Consider the following 19841-nt stretch of genomic DNA (forward strand, 5'->3'; position numbering starts at 1 on the left):
TACGCGCAGGGACCTATCTCAAAACCCAGCCTGACAAAGGAGACCTCACGGGCCTGACGGCCCGACAGCACCATGACCCTACTTCTTGTTTATCTCGCGATTGCGATCGGCGTATCGTTCTTCTGTTCGGTGGCCGAAGCCGTCCTTCTCTCAGTCCGGCCGTCCTACATCGCAACACTGGAGCAGCAGAAGAAGCCGGGGGGCAAGGTGCTCGCCAAGCTGCGCAAGCGGATCGACCGGCCGCTTGCAGCCATCCTGACGGCTAACACGATTGCCCACACTGTGGGCGCGGCGGGTGTTGGCGCGCAATCGGCCGTGGTATTCGGCAACGCCTATCTCGGTGTGACGTCGGGCGTTCTGACCCTGCTCATCCTCGTCTTTTCTGAGATCATCCCGAAATCGATTGGCGCGGCCTACTGGCAGAAGCTGGCTCCGCTGATGGGCACGCTCATCTGGTGGCTCACCATCCTGCTGACGCCTTTCGTCATCATTTTCGAACAGCTGACCAAACTAGTTTCGGCTGGCGCACATGGTCAGCCGACTTTCAGCCGCGACGAGCTGCAGGCCATGGCCCGCATCGGCGCAGAAGAAGGCGCGATCAATGCGCGTGAGCACCGCATCCTTTCGAATGTGATGAAGCTCAACCGCCTGTCGGTCCGCGATATCATGACCCCGCGCCCGGTCATCTTCTCGGTCCCCGCGACCATGAATGTCGACGAGTTCTTCCAGAAGCATTCTGAAAAGCCATTTTCGCGCATCCTCGTATCGGCTGGCGATACGGATGACATGACGGGCTATGTCCTGAAAAACGATCTTCTCGTGGCGCAGGCCCGCGATGAGTTCGACGCCGCGCTTGGCACCTTCAAGCGCGATATCCTGACCATCCCGGACAGCAAAACGGCATCGGCCACATTCGGTCTCCTCATGGAGGACAAGAGTCATATCGCCGTTGTCGTGGATGAGTTTGGCACCGTCCTCGGCCTCGTCACGCTCGAAGACATTGTCGAGACCCTGCTCGGCCTCGAAATCATTGATGAGCAGGATGTCGTCGAAGACATGCAGAAGCTTGCCCGCCAGCGCTGGAAAGAGCGTATGGGCAGCATGGGCATCAATGCTGACCTGATCGACGACGCATCGAAGAAGTCGACCTAGGCCAGCAGAGTGGGAAAGTGCCGGTCGATCAGACCGGCACGTTCGCCCGCAGCATGTTGTAATAGTCGCGGATCCGCTCGACATAGCGCACCGGCTCATAGCCGCGCGCATAGCCGTGATTGACTGAGTTGTAGTATTTCGGGCGCGTCAGAAGCGGCAGCATCCGCTCGATATTCTGCCAGTCATTCGGGTTGAGACCCTGCCTTCGCGCCAGCGTGCGGGCATCGTAAACATGGCCCATCCCGACATTATATGCCGCAAGCGCAAACCAGAGGCGGTCCTCGCCCTGGATGGCGTCGGGCAGCCTGTCATAAAGCCGCGCAAGATAGCGTGCGCCGCCATCCACACTCTGGGCAGGGTCAGTCCGGTCCTGGATACCGACTTCCTGCGCCGTCGGCCGCGTCAGCATCATGATACCGCGAACGCCTGTTGGACTGACGGCGTCAGGATTCCAGTGCGATTCCTGATAGGCCTGCGCAGCCAAGAGTAGCCAGTCGAACGGCTTCTCTTCAGCGGCGGCTTCGAAATAATTTCGATAGAGTGGCAGGCGATCTTCTACCCGCTCGACGAAGCGAAGGACTTCGACATAGTCAAACTCATCCAGATGGCCGAACCAGTGTTCGTCCAGCTCTTCCAGATATCCGTTGGCGTGAGCTTCCATGAACCAGCCGGCCAGCGCCTGATCCATGCCCGCGATCTCTGAATTATAGACCCAGCCGAGCGGCCTTGCCTCGGTCAGTGTCATTGGAATCACGAGGTCGGGATATAGCCGCCTTGCATATTCGGCGAGGTGGGAGTCAGCCACCGTGCAATCCACCCGCTGCTCGGCTACATCGCGCAGCATAGGCAGGGCCGAGCCTGCAATTTCTGTTTCAAAGGACAGGGCCGGATAATCTTCACTCAGGCCTTCGAGCGTTTCGGCATAGGTGGAGCCCCGGACAACCGAGAGGCTGACTTGCGATAGCGCTTCAAGCGTCTGCGGGGCAGGTCCACTCTGGTGGCAGACCACGCTCTCTTCAACGTTGCGATAGGCCGGACCAAAGGACAGCCTCGATTTGCGGGCGTCCGTAATTGTCAGATTGGCAGCGGCCAGATGCGCCCGGCCATCCTCCATGGCATCCAGTATCTCATCGATACTGTCCATCTGGATGAAGCGGGGCGTCACGCCGAGGTCTTCGGCGAAGGCTTTCATTAGGTCTGCTTCATAGCCGATCGCGCCGGCGCGCGATGCGCTGAACGTCGTCGGGCCTTCGAGCGTCAAAACGATCAGATCTCCATCCTCTCGGATGGTCTCGACAGACCCGCCCTGAACGACATTGGTCGTCTCTGGCGCGGAGTTACACCTCGTTGTGCTAAGCCCTGCCAGGATCGTCGCGCCAGCTATCAAGCTAATGCGAACTTTCTCATGCATACCCACACAATAGTTGAACGAGGCGTCAGTTCAAATTTTCGCCGGGATTCTTTCGCTTAGCGAAAATCCTGCAACCATGGCGTGCCTCACGGACTCTGGCGGGACGGATTTTTAATAACCTGTCCCGATTCTGCAGAGCTTGAGAAAATCAGTCTTCGTATTCGGGATCGTCGCGGCTGCCAAACAGGCGGCCCTTCTCGGTGAAGAGGACGATCAGGAGGCAGGCAAGGCCAAGCCCGACATAGCCTTCAAGAATAGGCACGACCGACCCATTGAAACGGCTCGCCACCAGCCAGCCGAAAAAGCTCGCCACGGTGGTCGTCATGAAGCCATAGGCGGCGCTGCCCGTCCCGGCGATCTTGCCCAGCGGCTCCATGGCGAGCGCCGAGAAGTTCGCGCCGATAAGACCAAAGCAGGCAAAGGTCAGGGCGAAGAGCGGGTAGAAGATGATAAGCCGCTCGCCGAACTGGATCATGGCCAGTGTGTTGATGCCCGCAAGCACGATGAAACCAAGCAGGACCGTATGGCTCACCCGGCGCATGCCGATCCGCTCGACAATGCGAGAGTTCATGAAGTTTGCGATGGAGAGCGCGCCTGCGATCCCCGCAAACCAGAGCACGAATGTGTCAGCCTTGTCGAAGACGTCACGGAAGACCTGTTCGGACGATGCGACATAAGAAAAGAGCGCCCCGAAGATGACGCCGCTCGCGCACATATAGCCAAGCGTGACGCGCGTGGTCAGGACCTGCTTGTAGGCCTTGAACGAGCCACCGAGATTGAGGGGAGGGCGGTTCTCTGCCGGGAGCGTTTCGGGCAGGCGCAGGCTGATCCAGACCATCATGAGCAGGCCTGCAATCCCGAGGACGCCGAAGGTCCACTGCCAGGGGGCAAACAGCATGACGCCCTGGCCGAGAGACGGCGCAAGGATCGGCACCACCATGAACACGGTCATCACAAGCGACATCAGCCGCGCCATGGCCCGCCCGCCCATAAGGTCACGAACGACAGAGACCGCGATGACGCGAATGCCAGAGGCTGCGATCCCCTGCAGGAAGCGCGTCACCAGCAGCATGGAAAAGCTCGTCGCCGCCATGCAGGCAAAGCCCGTAATCGTGTAGAAAGCGATGCAGCCAAGCACGATCTTCTTGCGCCCGACACTGTCGGAGATTGGCCCGAACACCAGTTGCGGCGCCCCGAAGCCAAGCACATAGGCAAAGATCACCAGCTGCTGGTCATTGGCCTCCTGCAGCCCATAGGATTGCGCGATGTCGTGCAGCGCAGGCAGCATCGTGTCGATGGCCAGCGCGTTCAGCGCCATCATCGCGGCAATCATGCCAACGAATTCCCAGAGTGGCATTGGGAGGGCAGGGCGGACGGCCGGTGCGATTGTCTTTACTGTTTCACTCTGCATCGGGCCACTCGTCCATCGTCCAGCACGGCTATCTGGCCCGCCAGGTTTCAATTGCAACCACCGCTCGCGCATAGCTGCAAGTCTGACTTAGCGAGAGGGGCGCCCGTCTGGCTGCCTAGAAGCCTGCGCCCGGCTCAGAAAGATACTTCTCTTCAGCCGGCGTAGACGTGCGTTGCAGAAGCTTATTGCGGTGCGGGAAACGACCAAACCGCTCGATCACTTCGCGGTGCTTGTAGGCATAATCGAGCGTCGTCTTGCAGAACTCTTTATAGTCCGGGCGGGCGTCTTCGCTGAGTTTCTCGAACAGAGAGACAGAGAGATTCTGGTCCGCCATTTTCTCTGAATGCTCAGCCGGCAGGTAGAAAAAGACGCGCTCGGTTTCCGACAGCGTCCTGTCCTGGCCAAGGTCGAGGCCGACCTGCATCAGGTGGCGGCTCAGCGGATCGTGCATGAAGCTGTAGCGGTGACCGCGAAAGATGTTCCGGCTGAACTGATCCAGCGCAATGATGGCCGCCAGTCGCCCTCGTGCGCCGCGATTTGCCCAGTCGGCGGCGAGACCTGCTGCAAGCGCGCCGATAATATCGGTAAAGCGGCTCGCGATTTCCTCGTCCGTCTCGAAGCTCTTGGCGAACCAGAGCTTGTTCTTTTCCTTCAGCTGTCCGGTCGATGTGGCCGTATCGCCGATCCAGTAAGACAGGACATCTTCAGGTGTGATCATTAACCGCCTCCAGGCGATACAGGCCGCCGCGCGACGAGCATGTAGTTGACCTTCGTGTCATTCGAAAGGCGCCAGCTGTCCGAAACCGGATTGTAGGACACACCCTGCGGGCGGTCGGTTTCAAGCCCTGCCATCTGCAGCGGTGCGGCGACCTCTGCAGGCGTCAGGAACTTCGAAAACTCATGCGTGCCGGGCGGCAACCAGCGCAGTACATATTCAGCTCCGACAATGGCCAGCGCAAACGCTTTCGGGGTCCGGTTCAGCGTCGCAGCGATCATCAGCCCTCCCGGACGCAGCAGCGCGGCCGTGTCCTTCATGAACTGCGCCGGGTCGGCGACATGCTCGACGACTTCAAGGTTCAGCACGATGTCGAAGGGTTCGGCGCCTGCCTCCAGCAAACCTTCTGCGGTTCCCGCGCGATAGTCGATGTCGAGGCCGCCTTCGCGCGCATGGGTCAGCGCTGTCTTGATATTTGCTTCGCTGGCATCGACGCCTGTGACGCTTGCGCCAAGCCGGGCCATAGGCTCACTGACGAGACCCCCGCCGCAACCGATATCAAGCACGCGCAGCCCCTCAAGCGGCTTCCGCGCCGTTCCATCCAGTCCGAAATGGGCGCAGGCCGTATCGCGGATGAAGCCGAGGCGCACCGGATTGAACTTGTGCAGCGGTTTGAACTTGCCCTTCGGGTCCCACCATTCTGCCGCCATGGCAGAGAATTTGGCGACCTCGTCGGGGTCGATGCTCGGCTGGCGGGGTTCCGCTACGGTATTCTCTGAGAATTCATCCATCTCTTTAGCAATCCTGTTTGCGCTCGCATCCTGACACGACTAAAGCTGCGCGCGGGACATCCGGGCATATCCTGATGCCCCCGATCATATGATCGGTCTTATCTCTATTTGGGAGGGCCAGGCGGCGAGGCAATGCAGCGCACGGTTCTGAAATTTGGCGGTACGTCGGTGGGCGATCTTGATCGGATCGCGCATGTCGCCGATCTTGTGTCCTGGCGGGCAAGCCAGGGCGAGAAGCTCGCAGTGATCGTTTCGGCCATGGCCGGTGAGACAAACAAGCTCGTCGGGTTCGCGCGCGGCGCGGCTGGCGACAATCTCAGCGGCCCGTCTTTCGATGATGAGTACGACGTCGTCGTTTCCTCTGGAGAGCAGGTCACCAGCGGACTTCTTGCGCTCGCCCTCCGCAAGCGCGGCCTCAAGGCACGCAGCTGGCTCGGCTGGCAGCTCGCCATGAAGACCAGCTCTGCCCACGGCAAGGCGCGTATCATGGGCTTTGAGAATTCAGGCCTCCTGGACGCTGTCGATGGCGGCGAGATCGCTGTCATCGCCGGTTTTCAGGGCGTGACCGATGAAGGCCGTGTCTCGACACTCGGCCGGGGCGGGTCCGATACCAGCGCCGTGGCGGTTGCCGCCGCGCTCGGTGCAGAAAGCTGCGATATCTATACCGATGTGGACGGGGTCTACACGACGGACCCGCGCATCGTTCCGCAGGCGCGCCGGCTCGACAAGATTTCCTATGAAGAGATGCTCGAAATGGCGTCGCTGGGCGCAAAGGTCCTCCAGACGCGCTCGGTCGAGCTCGCCATGAACCACCAGGTGCGCGTGCGTGTGCTGTCGAGCTTCGCGCAGCCCGGAGAAGACAATCCAGGCACCTATGTCTGCAGTGAGGATGAAATCGTGGAAAAACAGATCGTCAACGGCGTCACCTATTCGCGCGACGAAGCCAAGGTCACTCTCTATGGCGTAGAGGACAAGCCGGGCGTCTCGGCCCGCATCTTCTCCATGCTGGCAGACGCAGGCGTGAATGTGGACATGATCGTGCAGGCCAATGCGCGCGGTCCTGAGCGCGCCAACATGGTTTTCACCTGCACCAGCGCTGACAGCGAAAACGCAGAGAAACTGCTGCTCAATTCCAAGGCAGATATTGGCTTTGAATCGCTCAGCGTGTCGCGCGATGTCGCCAAGGTTTCGGTGATCGGCGTCGGCATGAAAAGCCATACCGGCGTTGCTGGCACAATGTTCGATGCCCTCTACAGGAAGGGGATCAATATTGACGTGATCTCCACCTCCGAAATCAAGATTTCGGTCCTCATCGATGCGGCCTACACCGAACTCGCCGTACGTGCACTCCACACTGCCTTTGGACTTGACGCTACGTAGCCACGCGCGCCAAGAGCGGCTTGCTATGCCCCAAAGTTTTTCGGTCCCTCGACTCCTGATCAATCGCCTGCGCAATGTCATGGCGGGCGACATGGAGGCTGACACCCGCCTCCAGAAGGTGGTGACCCTTATTGCGGGCACGATGGTCGCTGATGTGTGCTCCATCTACAAACGCACCGACACTGATGAGCTAGAGCTTGTCGCCACCGAAGGTCTTGCCGCAAGCGCTGTGCACCAAACCCGCATGGCCTTCGATGAAGGTCTTGTCGGCCAGATTGCGCTGTCAGGAGAGCCGCTCTCCATTCAGGATGCGCCGCGCCATCCAGCCTTCTCCTACAGGCCGGAGACGGGCGAAGACCCGTATCACGCCTTTCTCGGTGTGCCGATCCTGCGCGGCGGACGCGTCATCGGCGTTCTCACCGTGCAAAACCGGACAGAGCGGCTTTACGACGAAGACGAAGTCGACAGTCTGCAGACCATCGCCATGGTGCTGGCTGAGGTCGTCGCTTCTGATGTGCCGACGCAGCCATCTTCGTCCGACCCGCGCGAAAGCCGCCCGATCACGCTGAAAGGGCGCATCCTCGGTGAAGGCCTTGGCCTTGGCACCGCACGGCTGCATGACCCAATCGTCTCGCCAGCGCGCTATTTCACAGATGACCCGGACGCCGAAGCGCGCCGCCTTCGCGCGGCCCTCAAGCAGCTGCAGGCCTCACTCGACCGCATGCTCACCAATGATGTGAGCGCCATATTCGGCGAACCGCGTGAGGTTCTGGAAGCCTACAAGATGCTCGCCAGCGATCCGATGTGGGCGGTCCGCCTGGAAGAAACCGTCCGCTCGGGCCTCTCGGCTGAGGCTGCGGTGGACCGCTCGCGCCGCGAGCACCGGGTCAAGCTAGAGAACGCTGCCGACCCATATCTGCGCGAACGCCTGCATGACCTTGAAGATCTCGATAACCGGCTCCTGCGTGTCCTGGCAGGCAGTGACGGCTCGGCGGTAAGCGATGATGGAGCAGAGCCGGGCGCCGCAAGCGAAGTCCTGATCGCGCGCCGGCTCGGCCCGGCTGAACTCCTCGAATATCGCAATTCCGGTCTGGCCGCGATCATCCTTGAGGAGGTCGCCCCCTCAAGTCACGCAGCAATCGTCGCCCGCGCGCTCGGGATCCCCACCCTTGGCGGCGTGGCCGGGATCAGCAATGCGGTCGCGCAGGGCGATCAGGTGATCGTCGATGCGGAGCAGGGCACGCTCCATGTGCGTCCCGACCAGGACCTGCTGACGGCCTATGAGACGCGGCGGTTGATGCGCACAGAGCGTCAGGCCGCCTTCCAGGCCTTAAAGGACCAGCCCTCCCGCACGCGCGACGGCGTCGATATCAAGCTGATGCTGAATGCCGGTCTCGCCCTCGATATGGACGCGATGGACAAGACGGGCGCCGAGGGCATCGGTCTCTTCCGCACCGAATTCCAGTTCCTCGTCTCTGACACGCTGCCAAAGATGGAATCGCAGATCGGCCTTTACCGGCAGATCCTCGACTATGCAGGCAACCGTCCGGTCCATTTCCGCACGCTCGATCTTGGCGGCGATAAGATGCTGCCAAACGCGAACAAGGGTGAGGAAGAAAACCCCGCCCTCGGCTGGCGGTCCATCCGCTTTGCGCTGGATCGACCGGGCCTCTTCCGCCGCCAGCTGCGCGCGCTTGTCAGGGCCGCCGATGGCGGTCCATTAAGCGTCATGTTCCCTATGGTGACGAAGGCCGAAGAGTTCTTCGAGGCCAAGGCGCTCCTCATGGAAGAAATTGAGTGGAGCGCGGCGCGCGGCTTTCAGGCACCGTGCGAAGTGCGTACCGGCGCCATGCTCGAGGCGCCTGCACTCGCCTTCTCGCTCGGCGAGCTTGCCTCAGAAGCAGACTTTATCTCGGTCGGGACGAACGACCTTCTACAATTCTTCTTTGCGGCAGACCGCATGGTTCCAGCTGTCTCGGAACGATACGATTTCATCTCCCGGCCTGCTCTGCGGTTCCTCGATATGGTCCGCCAGGAGTGCGAGCGATATCAACTTCCGGTATCCGTATGCGGAGAAATTGCCTCCCATCCACTGGAAGCCTTGTGCCTGATCGGGCTTGGTTTCCATACACTTTCCATGCCCGCATCGGGCATCGGACCGGTGAAGCGCATGCTCAGAAGCCTCGATATTTCTACCTTTGGTCCTGAATTTCGCGCCGCAATTTATGAATCCAATGCCAATTTGCGTAACGAAGTATTATCCATTGCCGCGATACAGAAAATTGCCTTGAAAGATCATGGATAGGCAGCGTATACCCTAAGGGCTGCATGGCACGGGGTATGCAGTTTCCAAAATTCATCCGCCAGTCACCGATTGGATAATCGCGTCATGAACGACGACGAGCGTAAAGAACAAATTGCGTCTTCCGAAGCCGAACAAATTTCGGACCAACCAGTTTCAACTGGCGATGAAAATCCTGATTCCCAAGCTAGCGAAACCTCAGGCGAACCGCACGTCATCGAAGACGCCGCCGTCGCCTCGACACCCCGCGAAAGCCTGATCGACAATTTCACTGCTGGCGGCATTCTGCGCGCGGCGCGCGAACGCCAGGAGCTGAGCATCGCGGCTGTCTCCAGCGCGCTCCACCTGAACCAGCGGGCCATTGATTGCCTTGAGCGCACAATGCAGCCGCCCGGCTACGATATGAGCCGTACGCGGATTGCTGCGAAAAGCTACGCCAAATATCTCGGTATCCCGCCAGAGAACGTCCTTGCCGACTTCCCGATGGATGACAATCCGAAGCTGGCCACGGCCGTCCCGCGTTCGTCTGTCGCTGAAGTCCAGCCGCGCCGCGGCAGCCGGGTGGCTATCCCGGCCGCTGTCATGGCCTGCGTCGTCGCAGCCGGTGTTGGTATTGCCTTCCTTATGGCGCCGGGTGACAGCGTCACAGGTCGCTCTGCCCCGTCCGTCGCCGAGCGCGTTGTTGCAGTGAATACCGCGCAGGAAAGCCTCTTTGCGCGCTCGCCGCTTGAGACAGCGCAGATTGATGCCCCTGAGCTCTCCATCATCGCGAACCGCCCTGAATGGATTGAGGTGCGCGGGCCTGATGGCACGATCTTCCGTAGCCGGACGATGGCACGCGGTGAAATCTATTACCCGCGCGTCGGCGCTGACTGGACCGTGACCGTGCGTGACGGCACCGCATTTGAGTGGCGGGTCGATGGACGCGCAATCGGCACGCTGTCGGATATCGCTGCGCCCGTCTATTCTGCCAGCATCGATGAAGCCGCTGCTGTCGCGGCCGCCCAGAGCCAGCCAACCCTCGCATCGGCGACCAATAGCCGGCCGAGCCGCTAGGCCCATTCCTTTAAGGTAAATCGAAAAAGCCAGCCCCACGAGGAGGCTGGCTTTCTTTTGTTCTATACTGGAGCAGCGACCTCTAGTTCGTGAGGCGCTTCAGCTGCTCTGCCTGGTCCAGTGAGCGGGAGAAGTGATCCTCATTGTCGCCAAGGACCGGCGCATCACGGCAATCGCCCGCGCAGTCATAGGTAAAAGAGCTGCCACCGCGATTGATGGTTACCAGATTGGCGGCATTCGTCGTCACGACCACATCGGTCTCGACGATGATGTTGTTGTTGGCGTCGAGGACGACGAGGTTCGTCGTGCCGAAACTCTTGCCCGTCAGGAAAATCATGTGTGGGTCCGCAACGGCGACATCGGCAATGTTCTGGTTGCCGATCACGACATTGGCAGCGGCGCGCGACAGGCGCAGCGGCTTGGTCGTACCGGTCTCGACCGTCATTTGCTGTGCAGCTGCGGTCATGGTTACTGCGCCAGCCATGAGACAGGCGGCGGCGAGCCTGGAAATCAGTTTCATTGCAGACGCTCCTATAAGGTATAGTGTCTTTGGTAAGACTTACCCTGTAGAAGGTTTCACGAAGCCTAACGGGTCTGCGGGGGCGGGTCCGCCTCAAGCGTTCTGAACTTGGTTAACGGCTCTGTTCGAAGTGTTCAGAAATTTCATTGACCGGTTTACGTGATATTTATTTGCACGCTGTAGAAGCATCCATGTTCCGGCAAAAACAAATGCAATTCGGAACGTCATAAATGCATGATGATGGAGCCTCCAAATGCAAAAGCTTGTACGTTTTTTCAAGAATGAGTCGGGTGCAACCGCTATCGAGTATGGTCTCATTGCTGCCCTGATCGCCGTCGCGATCATCAGCGCTGTTTCCGCCCTCGGCACCAGCACCTCCGACACCTTCAACACGGTCGCCAACGCCCTCTAAGGCTGGCCCGTGAAGGGACGTCCGGCCTGACCGGACGAACGATACAAGAGCCGCCCGGGCGCCCGGGCGGCTCTTTTCATTAGCGCGGTGTCAAACTTTACCCGCTAGTTCAGAATGGCAATGCAAGATCCCGACGGGAGCAAACTCTTATGATCGCTGAGCTTTTTGCCATTCTCTTCCTGTTGCTCTGCGTCTACGCGGCGGTCCGCGATATCGAGACGCTGACCATTTCGAATGGCCTCAACGCAATCATCGCTTTCCTTTTTGTCCCGGCGGTCATCATCTCTGCGCCGGGCTGGGACGTTGCGGGCGAGCACCTGCTTGCAGGCGTCATTGCTTTCGTCGTCTCGGTGCTTCTCTTCACTTTCGGCGTCTTTGGCGGCGGCGATGCAAAGATGATCCCGGGCGTCATGCTCTGGCTCGGTCCGGAAGCGGCCATGCCATTCGTGACCGCCATGGCCGTCGTCGGCGGTCTACTTGCCGCCACAGTAATCGTCGCGCGAAAACTTGTCCCGGCTGATGCCGCGCCTGGCTTTGCCCGGGGCACGATGCAGCATGGTGCAGGCGTGCCCTACGGCGTCGCGATCGCAGGCGGCGCTTTCTATGCCATCCCTTTCTCCCCGCTGCTGTCAGGACTGGGCGCATAGCGATTTCGGCAAGTTAACTATGCCTTAGTCTGTGGATGCAAAATTGTCGGATGAGGGGCTCCGGTTCGCGGGGCTGGTTCGAGCCGGAAAGGTATCCGATGTCTCCCATTCGTCTGATCATCCTGATCGTCGCCGCCATTGCTGCGATCGGCGCTGCCTTTCTCGTACGCGGCATGTCCAGCGCGCCGGTCCAGCAGGTCCAGATGGAGCCGCAGGTTATCGAGCGCGAAGTTGAGGTCTCGTCCACCAAGGTTCTTGTCGCCCGCAGCAGCATGCGCACCGGCGCCCTGCTCACCCCTGATGATTTCCGCTGGGCCGACTGGCCAGAGCGCGCCCTCAACTCGGCCTATTTCATTCAGGAACAGTCTCCTGACGCGGTTGAAGAGCTGTCCGGCAGCGTCGTGAAAACCCCGCTTCTCGAAGGCGAGCCAATTGTCGACCAAAAAATCGTCAAGAAGGGCGAGACCGGTTTCATGGCCGCGCTCCTGGCACCTGGCATGCGCGCCATTGCGGTCGAGATTTCACCAGAGTCCGCGTCTGCCGGCTTCATCCTTCCGGATGACCGCGTCGACGTGATCCTGACCTATGACGTCGAAGTGATGAGCGACCGCGGCATGAGCGACACCACGCTCACCAAGACGGTGATCCGCAATGCCCGCGTCCTCGCCATCGACCAGATGTTCGGTGAGATGGACGGCGTCCCGACGCTGACCGGCTCGACCGCAACGCTTGAGCTTGAGCCACGTCAGGCAGAGCTGCTCGCACATTCCAGCCGCCTCGGCTCCATCGCGCTGTCTCTGCGCAGTGTTGCCGATGCTGATGAAAACCAGGGCGTTCCGGTTGCCAATACGAGCCTTCTCGACGGCGACAGCGGGGCAGGGGGCAGCGGTGTGCGTGTCTTCAAGAACGGTAATGTGAGCGGGGGAAGCTGATGAGCGCGATCTTGCGCAGCCTTGGAGCGGTGTGTTCGCTAGCGCTCCTTACTGCTCCGGTCCCGGCCGGAGCACAGGGTATTTCTGGCGTCTCCATCATGGAGCCGGGCGAGACCAGCGTTTCGCAGACGATCCGCCTTGGCCTGAACAAATCCACGGTGATCGAGCTCGACCGCCCGGTCGCCGATGTCGTCATCACCAACCCATCCATCGCTGACGCTGTTGTCCAGACGGCCCAGCGCCTGATTTTCCGCGGCGTTGAAGTCGGCGAAACCAACGCCTTCCTGTTCGACCGTCACGGCCGTCCGATCCTCAACCTCGAAATCGTCGTGAATGCCGATACCGCCGCGCTGGAGCGACTGGTTGAGCGCTACGTGCCCGGCGCACGCGTCGCAATCGAGAGCATCGGCGGCAACATGGTCGTCAGCGGCAATGTCGACAGCGTCCTTCAGTCCGACCAGGTCATGCGCCTCATCAAGGCCTATTCCGGCGATGAGGAGTTTGAGCCCGTCAACATGCTGAGCGTCGCCGCCAAGGATCAGGTGATGCTCGAAGTGCGCATCGTCGAGATGCAGCGCTCGGTCGTCAAACAGCTCGGCATCGATATTGCCGGCAGCTCCATTGGCAGCCTTGAAGACGTCATCAATTTCGATATCGCATCTGCAACAGGCCTCGCCGTGCAGGGCGCCTCCCTCGGCGGTCTCAACTTCAATCCGCGCTATTCCACCTTCGACGCAAATGGCCGTGAGACGACCATCGGCGCAGGGATCGACGCGCTCGAGCGTATCGGCATCGTACGCACGCTGGCTGAACCGAACATCTCTGCCATCTCCGGCGAGAGCGCGAAGTTCCTTGCGGGCGGTGAGTTCCCGGTCCCGGTCGGCCAGGACGACAATGGCCGCGTCACGATCGAGTTCAAGCCATATGGTGTGGGCCTCGCCTTCACCCCGGTCGTCCTTTCCGAAGGCCGTATCTCGCTCAAGGTTTCGACCGAGGTTTCCGAGCTGACCAATCAGGGCGCGTTCCAGGGCCAGTCGGTCGCTGGCGTCGATGGCGACGGCAATGTCGTTACCACCGAAGCGCTGACCATTCCGGCCCTCACGGTTCGCCGCGCCGAAAGCACGGTCGAACTGCCTAGCGGTGGCTCGATGATGCTTGCTGGCCTGATCCAGAGCCGGTCTCGCCAGTCGCTCGACCAGCTTCCCGGCCTCAAGCGCCTGCCAATTCTAGGCGCGCTCTTCCAGTCGCGTGACTTCCTCAACGAGGAAACCGAGCTTGTCGTGATCATCACGCCATACCTGATCGACCCGACAAACAAGGGCAATCTGCGTACGCCTGCTGATGGCTATGTGAACGCCACCGACGCCCAGTCGGTCTTCTTCGGCGCGCTGAACGCTGTCTATGCCCGCGATGGCCAAGGCCTCAGCCGCGAAAACTACAACGCGCCTGTCGGCTTCATAGAGGAATAGGAGAGCTTCCGATGCATCATCTCAAGACCTCTGGCCTGATCAGCGCCCTTGCAGCCGCCGCCATGCTCGGCGCCTGCGCGACCAGCCCCAACAATCTCGTGCCTGCGGATTATCAGACGGGCACCACGCTCGACCGCAACCAGATCGGCGTCGGCGAAACCAGCCAGCGCCTCGAACTTGCCATCGACAGCCGCAGCTCATGGCTGCGCGCCGGACAGGAAGACCGCGTTCGTTCCTTCGTCTCCGAATATCGTCGCAATGGACATGGCCTGCTGATCGTCGCTGTGCCATCGGCATATGGCGCTGACCCTTATGCTGTCGCCGCTGTTTCAGAGGCCCGCGAAATCGCCTGGGCTGGCGGCGTGGCGCTCGATGATGTCCGTGCCCGCGCCTATGATGCAGGCGGGCGGCGCGATGCTCCGCTCATCATGACCTATCAGTCCTATGTCGCCATCGCGCCATACTGCCCTGAGAAGTCGCAAGTCAGCTTTTCCGACATCCGCAGCAATAACGACATGCCAGCCCTCGGTTGCTCCATCCGCGTCAATCAGGCGGCGATGATTGCTGACCCATCCGACCTTCTCGGCAATCGCCCGCTGGACGAAGGGGATGTTCTGCGTCGCCAGGCGCAGCTGGAACTCTTCCGTGAAGGCCAGCCGACCGGGGCAGAGCGCGGCGAGGCTGAAACAAGCGCTGTTTCGACAGCAGTGAACTGAATTTGAGTGACGATCGAAGGTCCTGAAAGACGATGAGCAGAGAAAACGCACTTTTCGATGACGACTTCGACTTCGGCGACGGCGCCGATGACCATAACGATCTTGTCGGTCAGCTGACCGGCGCGCGTGAGGAAGATGACCTTGGCCCGCAGGTGAGCATCCCGTCGATGCAGGCTTTCGAAGGCGGCGACCGGGCGATCCCGGCAATCTCCGTTCTGGCCTTCTGCGAAACCAAGCGCGTCTCGTCCATCATCGACCGGGTCAAGAGCGACCGGCGCATGGCCAATGCGTCCGTCAGCATCATTCCGGGCGGCATTCCGGCTGCGATCGAACACCTGTCCAGCAATCAGACGCCTAACCTCCTGATCGTTGAATCCTCTGCGCCCTCCAGCGAGATGATCGCGCAGATCGACCAGCTTGCTGGCCATTGCGAGGAAGGCGTCGAAGTCATGGTGGTCGGCGCGACCAATGATATCGCGCTTTACCGCCAGCTCGTGGCGCGCGGCGTCAGCGAATATCTCGTCCCACCGATCGAGCCGGTCCAGATGGTCCGCTCCATTGGCAACATCTTCACCGACCCGGAATCGCCTTTCGTCGGCAAATCCATCTCGGTGGTCGGCGCCAAGGGCGGTGTCGGCTCCTCGACGATCGCGCACAATCTGGCCTGGTCACTGGCAGAGAATGCGCGGGTGAACACCTCGCTCGTCGACCTCGACCTCTCCTTCGGCACGACGTCACTCGACTTCAACCATGAGACGCCGCAGACCGTGGCCGACGCGCTCTTGGCACCAGACCGCGCCGACGATGCCGTCATCTCGCGCCTGCTTGCCAAGGCGACCGACCGGCTCTCGCTTTTCACAGCGCCCGCCACCGTCAACCAGCTCATGGACATTGACGCCGCCGCTTATTCGACCGTGATCGAGGGCGTGCGCCGCCTGATGCCTTATGTGGTTCTCGACCTGCCGCATGGCTGGTCGCAGTGGATCTACAACACGTTGATCAGCTCAGACGAAGTCATCCTTGTCTGCCAGCCAGACCTCGCGTCGTTGCGCAACGGCAAGAACATGCTCGACAAGCTCAGAAGCCAGCGCCCGAATGACCGCGCGCCGCGCCTCGTCATCAACATGATGGGCGTACCAAAGCGTCCTGAGATCCCGGTGAAGGATTTCGCCGCCGCCATCGAGGCAGAGCCCGAAATCGTCCTGCCATTTGACCCGCAGCTGTTCGGCACGGCGTCCAATAAAGGCCAGATGATCTCAGAGGCAGACCCACAGTCCAAACCGGCTGTCGCCATCGACCAGCTCGCCAGCATGCTGTCGGGCCGAGAGACAGTTCAGCCGGAGAAGTCCCTGCTCAAGAAACTTCTCGGAAAGTAAACGGCGCTAGAACAATTCCATGTCCTTCGGCAAACGCTCAGCAAACGCTCTAAAGCCAGCACCAAATTCGGCGCCAGCGCCGAAGCCAGCTGCGGCTGCGCCGCCGCCAGCGCAAAAGCCTGCAGGCGCCCCGCCGCCATCTGGCGCGCCCGGTCAGGGCCAGAAGCCGGTCGCGCTAAAACCGCCGCCGGATATGGCGAAAGAGCGCGTTCACCGCGTCGATACGCGCTCTGAAGAGTATTACTCGACCAAGACGACCATCTTCAACGCGCTGATCGACACGATCGACCTTGGCCAGCTTGCCCAGCTCGATGCTGAAAGCGCGCGCGAGGAAATCCGCGACATCGTCGTGGAAATCATCAGTATCAAGAACGTCGTCATGTCGATCTCCGAGCAGGAACACCTGCTCGACGATATCTGTAACGATGTGCTCGGCTATGGTCCGCTGGAGCCGCTTCTGGCCCGCGATGACATCGCCGATATAATGGTGAACGGCGCCGACACGACCTATATCGAAGTCAACGGCAAGATCGAGCGCACCAATATCCGCTTCCGCGACAATGCCCAGCTGATGAACATCTGTCAGCGCATCGTGAGCCAGGTTGGCCGCCGCGTCGATGAAAGCTCACCGATCTGTGACGCGCGTCTCCTTGACGGTTCTCGTGTGAACGTCATCGCCCCGCCACTGGCGATTGATGGCCCGACGCTCACCATTCGTAAGTTCAAGAAGGACAAGCTGCGCCTCGCTGACCTTGTGAAGTTCGGCTCGATCTCAGAGGCCGGCGCCGAGATTCTCCGCATCATCGGTCACTCGCGCTGTAACATCCTGATCTCCGGCGGTACGGGTTCAGGTAAGACGACGCTTCTCAACTGTCTGACCGGCTTCATTGATCCGACAGAGCGCGTCATCACCTGTGAAGACTCTGCCGAACTCCAGCTTCAGCAGCCGCACGTTGTGCGCCTCGAAACCCGCCCGCCGAACATTGAAGGCTCTGGCGAGATCTCGATGCGCGACCTCGTGAAGAACTGTCTGCGTATGCGCCCTGAGCGTATCATCGTGGGTGAGGTTCGCGGGCCCGAAGCGTTCGACCTTCTCCAGGCCATGAACACCGGCCATGACGGCTCCATGGGCACGCTGCACGCCAACACGCCGCGCGAAGCCCTCAGCCGTGTTGAATCCATGATCACCATGGGTGGCTTCTCGCTGCCTGCGAAAACGATCCGCGAAATGATTGTCGGTTCTATCGACGTCGTCGTGCAGGCGTCCCGTCTTCGCGACGGCTCGCGCCGCATCATGCAGATCACCGAGGTCATGGGCCTCGAGGGTGATACGATCATCCTTCAGGATATCATGAAGTTCGAGGTCGAGGGCGAAGACGAGGATGGCCGGGTCAAGGGCCGCCACCGCGGCACCGGCATCGGCCGCCCACGCTTCTGGGAGCGGGCCTCCTACTTCAACATGGAGCGCGACCTCGCCAAGGCGATCGATGCGCTGGACACCTGATGCTGGGCGGCGACCTTCTCATCTTTCTCGTTGCAGGCCTCGCTTTCGTGGCGCTGGCCGGTATCGGCCTTGCGCTTACCGGCGGTGACAATGACAACGCGGCCCGCCGTGCGCGTCAGCTGAAAGAAGGCCGCACGGGCGGCAAGAACAATCAGAAGCAGGACCCTGCCTCACAGCGCCGCCGCCAGACCCAGCAGATGCTGGACAAACTGCGTGAGCAGGATGAAGCGCGCCGCAAGTCGCTCGTCCCACAGGATATCCAGGGCAAGCTTCTTCAGGCAGGTCTCACGATAAAGCCGGAAACCTTCTGGGCGCTGTCCGCTGTCCTCGGTGTCGCCCTGGCGCTCGTGACCTTCATCTCTGGCGCAGAAGGCCCGCCGCCGATTGCGGGTATCGAGATCAAGTCGCGTCCCGCCATGATTATCGCTGCGTCTGTCGCAGGTTTCCTCGGCATTCCGCGCTGGATCATCGGTTTTCTGACCAAGCGCCGCTACAAGAAGATGACGGCCCAGTTCGCCGACGCCATCGACATCATCGTGCGCGGTGTGAAGTCCGGCCTGCCGCTGACCGAATGTCTGCGCATCATCGCCAAGGAAAGCCCGGCTCCGCTTGGCACCGAATTCAAGGCGCTGACCGACAATCTGCAAATGGGCATGACGACAGAGCGCGCGCTGCAGCAGCTCTACAAACGCGTCCCACTGCCGGAAGTGAACTTCTTCGTCATCGTGCTGACCATCCAGGCCAAGTCCGGCGGTAACCTCTCTGAAGCGCTCGGCAACCTGTCCAAGGTGATCCGTGAGCGCAAGATGATGCGCGAAAAGATCAAGGCGATGTCGTCTGAAGCGAAGGCGTCCGCAGGCATTATCGCCTGTCTTCCCTTCGCCGTCGGCTTCATGGTCTTCATGACGACGCCCAGCTACATCATGGAGCTGTTCATCAAGCCGACCGGTCACACCATCCTGTTCATGGGCGTAGGCCTCATGATCACCGGCGTGACCGTGATGCGCAAAATGATCAGCTTCGATATCTAGGGGAGGGGCGCATGATCGACTTCATCTCTTCCCTGACGCAGCCAGCAATGCTGGCTTCGGTTCTGGCTGCCGTCGCCATGTTTGCGACGATCCTGTCTGTCGGCATGCCGCTGCTCAAGGGCGACAAGCTCGAAACACGCCTCAAGCAGGTGACCACCCAGCGTGAACGCCTGCGCCGGGCAAACCGCGATGCGCTGGAGCGCCGCGGCCTCAAGAAAGACAATTCCGGCAGGATCAGCGAGATCACCGGCAGGCTGAACCTGCAGAAGATGCTCGAGGACCCGAATGTCGAGCAGAAGCTCGTCCAGGCGGGCCTGCGCGGGCCGCGCCCACTTGCCATCTTCTATTTCTGCCGTTTCGTCCTGCCGATGGTCATGGCGCTCGTCGCCTTCCTCTATATCTTCTTCGTCAACGATATGGGCCTCAACCCGCAAATGAAGATTGGCGCCGTCGTCTTCGGCGCGGCGGCAGGTTTTTACGCGCCGAACCTCTACGTCTCGAATATCGCCCAGAAGCGCCAGCAATCTATCATGCAGGCCTTCCCGGACGCGCTCGACATGCTGCTCATCTGCGTCGAGTCCGGCATGTCGATCGAGCTCGCCTTCGCAAAGGTCGGCGGCGAGATCGGCGCAGCCTCTCCGGACCTCGCTGAAGAATTCCAGCTGACGACTGCGGAACTTGCCTATCTCCAGGAACGCCGCACGGCCTACGAAAACCTCGCCAAGCGGACCGGCCATGAGGGCGTCAAATCTGTCTGTCTCGCGCTGATGCAGGCAGAACGCTACGGTACGCCGCTCGGCGACGCGCTGCGCACCATGGCCAAGGAAAACCGCGACATGCGGATGTCCGAAGCCGAGAAGAAAGCCGCCGCCCTGCCAGCCAAGCTGACCGTGCCGATGATCCTGTTCTTCCTGCCGGTGCTCTTCCTCGTCGTGCTCGGCCCGGCCTACATCAAATACTCAGAGATGCAGGCACAGAACAATATCAACGCAGAGACGCGATAGCGGGCCCGCGCA

The 19841-nt window shown here is 60.6% G+C and carries 18 protein-coding genes; 13 read left to right on the plus strand and 5 right to left on the minus strand.

Annotated features, from left to right (window positions below):
• Window positions 1–72: 72 nt before the first annotated feature.
• Window positions 73–1152 carry a hemolysin family protein gene (locus KUV46_08245; GenBank protein ID QYI99349.1) on the plus strand — a complete coding sequence of 360 codons (1080 nt, stop codon included), beginning with the start codon at window positions 73–75 and terminating at the stop codon, window positions 1150–1152.
• Window positions 1153–1180: 28 nt separating this feature from the next.
• On the opposite strand, the gene mltF is transcribed toward KUV46_08245, so the two are convergent.
• From mltF to ubiG, 4 genes are all read right to left on the minus strand, one after another.
• A complete protein-coding gene (gene mltF, locus KUV46_08250; protein ID QYI99350.1) occupies window positions 1181–2539 on the minus strand; it encodes a membrane-bound lytic murein transglycosylase MltF in 1359 nt (452 codons plus the stop codon).
• Window positions 2540–2711: 172 nt separating this feature from the next.
• Entirely contained in the window at window positions 2712–3974 is a 1263-nt protein-coding gene (locus KUV46_08255; GenBank protein ID QYI99351.1) for a multidrug effflux MFS transporter, read from the minus strand.
• Between the two features lie 115 nt (window positions 3975–4089).
• On the minus strand, window positions 4090–4692 hold the full coding sequence (locus tag KUV46_08260) for a DUF924 domain-containing protein (GenBank protein QYI99352.1): 603 nt from the start codon (window positions 4690–4692) through the stop codon (window positions 4090–4092).
• Window positions 4692–5480: a bifunctional 2-polyprenyl-6-hydroxyphenol methylase/3-demethylubiquinol 3-O-methyltransferase UbiG gene (gene ubiG / locus KUV46_08265; protein QYI99353.1), complete on the minus strand. Its 789-nt coding sequence runs from the start codon at window positions 5478–5480 to the stop codon at window positions 4692–4694. Before ubiG ends, KUV46_08260 begins: the two co-directional genes overlap by 1 nt.
• Before the next feature lie 132 nt (window positions 5481–5612).
• On the opposite strand from ubiG, the gene KUV46_08270 reads away from it, so the two are divergent.
• The 3 genes from KUV46_08270 (at window position 5613) to KUV46_08280 (ending at window position 10218) form a co-directional block, all read left to right on the plus strand.
• On the plus strand, window positions 5613–6860 hold the full coding sequence (locus tag KUV46_08270; GenBank protein ID QYI99354.1) for an aspartate kinase: 1248 nt from the start codon (window positions 5613–5615) through the stop codon (window positions 6858–6860).
• A 25-nt stretch (window positions 6861–6885) separates the two neighbouring features.
• Window positions 6886–9165, plus strand: a complete 2280-nt coding sequence (gene ptsP, locus KUV46_08275) for a phosphoenolpyruvate--protein phosphotransferase (protein QYI99355.1) — start codon at window positions 6886–6888, stop codon at window positions 9163–9165.
• An 84-nt stretch (window positions 9166–9249) separates the two neighbouring features.
• Window positions 9250–10218, plus strand: coding sequence for a helix-turn-helix domain-containing protein (locus KUV46_08280; GenBank protein QYI99356.1), 969 nt, complete (start codon window positions 9250–9252; stop codon window positions 10216–10218).
• 82 nt (window positions 10219–10300) lie between these two features.
• On the opposite strand, the gene KUV46_08285 is transcribed toward KUV46_08280, so the two are convergent.
• Complete coding sequence (locus KUV46_08285) at window positions 10301–10738, minus strand: pilus assembly protein N-terminal domain-containing protein (protein ID QYI99357.1); 438 nt, start codon at window positions 10736–10738, stop codon at window positions 10301–10303.
• 253 nt (window positions 10739–10991) lie between these two features.
• Between KUV46_08285 and KUV46_08290 the strand changes: the two genes are divergently transcribed.
• From KUV46_08290 to KUV46_08330, 9 genes are all read left to right on the plus strand, one after another.
• Window positions 10992–11150, plus strand: a complete 159-nt coding sequence (locus tag KUV46_08290; GenBank protein ID QYI99358.1) for a Flp family type IVb pilin — start codon at window positions 10992–10994, stop codon at window positions 11148–11150.
• A gap of 149 nt (window positions 11151–11299) precedes the next feature.
• A complete protein-coding gene (locus KUV46_08295; GenBank protein QYI99359.1) occupies window positions 11300–11797 on the plus strand; it encodes a prepilin peptidase in 498 nt (165 codons plus the stop codon).
• 98 nt (window positions 11798–11895) lie between these two features.
• Window positions 11896–12729 (plus strand): Flp pilus assembly protein CpaB, encoded by an 834-nt coding sequence (gene cpaB / locus KUV46_08300; protein QYI99360.1) that lies wholly within the window; start codon window positions 11896–11898, stop codon window positions 12727–12729.
• On the plus strand, window positions 12729–14198 hold the full coding sequence (locus KUV46_08305) for a type II and III secretion system protein family protein (protein ID QYI99361.1): 1470 nt from the start codon (window positions 12729–12731) through the stop codon (window positions 14196–14198). The genes cpaB and KUV46_08305 overlap by 1 nt, the downstream gene beginning before the upstream one ends.
• Before the next feature lie 11 nt (window positions 14199–14209).
• The gene (locus tag KUV46_08310; protein QYI99362.1) at window positions 14210–14914 is read left to right on the plus strand and encodes a CpaD family pilus assembly protein; all 705 of its coding nucleotides are present in this window, start codon (window positions 14210–14212) and stop codon (window positions 14912–14914) included.
• Window positions 14915–14946: 32 nt separating this feature from the next.
• Window positions 14947–16290, plus strand: coding sequence for an AAA family ATPase (locus KUV46_08315; GenBank protein ID QYI99363.1), 1344 nt, complete (start codon window positions 14947–14949; stop codon window positions 16288–16290).
• Between the two features lie 193 nt (window positions 16291–16483).
• The gene (locus tag KUV46_08320; protein ID QYJ02376.1) at window positions 16484–17794 is read left to right on the plus strand and encodes a CpaF family protein; all 1311 of its coding nucleotides are present in this window, start codon (window positions 16484–16486) and stop codon (window positions 17792–17794) included.
• Window positions 17794–18825 (plus strand): type II secretion system F family protein, encoded by a 1032-nt coding sequence (locus KUV46_08325; GenBank protein QYI99364.1) that lies wholly within the window; start codon window positions 17794–17796, stop codon window positions 18823–18825. The genes KUV46_08320 and KUV46_08325 overlap by 1 nt, the downstream gene beginning before the upstream one ends.
• Before the next feature lie 11 nt (window positions 18826–18836).
• Window positions 18837–19829, plus strand: coding sequence for a type II secretion system F family protein (locus tag KUV46_08330; protein ID QYI99365.1), 993 nt, complete (start codon window positions 18837–18839; stop codon window positions 19827–19829).
• Window positions 19830–19841: the final 12 nt, after the last annotated feature.

Origin of the sequence: Thalassovita mediterranea, assembly GCA_019448215.1 — a bacterium.
Classification (GTDB): domain Bacteria; phylum Pseudomonadota; class Alphaproteobacteria; order Caulobacterales; family Hyphomonadaceae; genus Henriciella.

Excerpts from the sequence above, each read along its gene's own strand:
- KUV46_08245 (QYI99349.1), top strand. The coding sequence starts at position 73 with ATGACCCTACTTCTTGTTTATCTCGCGATTGCGATCGGCGTATCGTTC.
- KUV46_08255 (QYI99351.1), bottom strand. The coding sequence starts at position 3,974 with ATGCAGAGTGAAACAGTAAAGACAATCGCACCGGCCGTCCGCCCTGCC.
- KUV46_08260 (QYI99352.1), bottom strand. The coding sequence starts at position 4,692 with ATGATCACACCTGAAGATGTCCTGTCTTACTGGATCGGCGATACGGCC.
- ubiG (QYI99353.1), bottom strand. The coding sequence starts at position 5,480 with ATGGATGAATTCTCAGAGAATACCGTAGCGGAACCCCGCCAGCCGAGC.
- KUV46_08270 (QYI99354.1), top strand. The coding sequence starts at position 5,613 with ATGCAGCGCACGGTTCTGAAATTTGGCGGTACGTCGGTGGGCGATCTT.
- ptsP (QYI99355.1), top strand. The coding sequence starts at position 6,886 with ATGCCCCAAAGTTTTTCGGTCCCTCGACTCCTGATCAATCGCCTGCGC.
- KUV46_08280 (QYI99356.1), top strand. The coding sequence starts at position 9,250 with ATGAACGACGACGAGCGTAAAGAACAAATTGCGTCTTCCGAAGCCGAA.
- KUV46_08285 (QYI99357.1), bottom strand. The coding sequence starts at position 10,738 with ATGAAACTGATTTCCAGGCTCGCCGCCGCCTGTCTCATGGCTGGCGCA.
- KUV46_08290 (QYI99358.1), top strand. The coding sequence starts at position 10,992 with ATGCAAAAGCTTGTACGTTTTTTCAAGAATGAGTCGGGTGCAACCGCT.
- KUV46_08295 (QYI99359.1), top strand. The coding sequence starts at position 11,300 with ATGATCGCTGAGCTTTTTGCCATTCTCTTCCTGTTGCTCTGCGTCTAC.
- cpaB (QYI99360.1), top strand. The coding sequence starts at position 11,896 with ATGTCTCCCATTCGTCTGATCATCCTGATCGTCGCCGCCATTGCTGCG.
- KUV46_08305 (QYI99361.1), top strand. The coding sequence starts at position 12,729 with ATGAGCGCGATCTTGCGCAGCCTTGGAGCGGTGTGTTCGCTAGCGCTC.
- KUV46_08310 (QYI99362.1), top strand. The coding sequence starts at position 14,210 with ATGCATCATCTCAAGACCTCTGGCCTGATCAGCGCCCTTGCAGCCGCC.
- KUV46_08315 (QYI99363.1), top strand. The coding sequence starts at position 14,947 with ATGAGCAGAGAAAACGCACTTTTCGATGACGACTTCGACTTCGGCGAC.
- KUV46_08320 (QYJ02376.1), top strand. The coding sequence starts at position 16,484 with ATGGCGAAAGAGCGCGTTCACCGCGTCGATACGCGCTCTGAAGAGTAT.
- KUV46_08325 (QYI99364.1), top strand. The coding sequence starts at position 17,794 with ATGCTGGGCGGCGACCTTCTCATCTTTCTCGTTGCAGGCCTCGCTTTC.
- KUV46_08330 (QYI99365.1), top strand. The coding sequence starts at position 18,837 with ATGATCGACTTCATCTCTTCCCTGACGCAGCCAGCAATGCTGGCTTCG.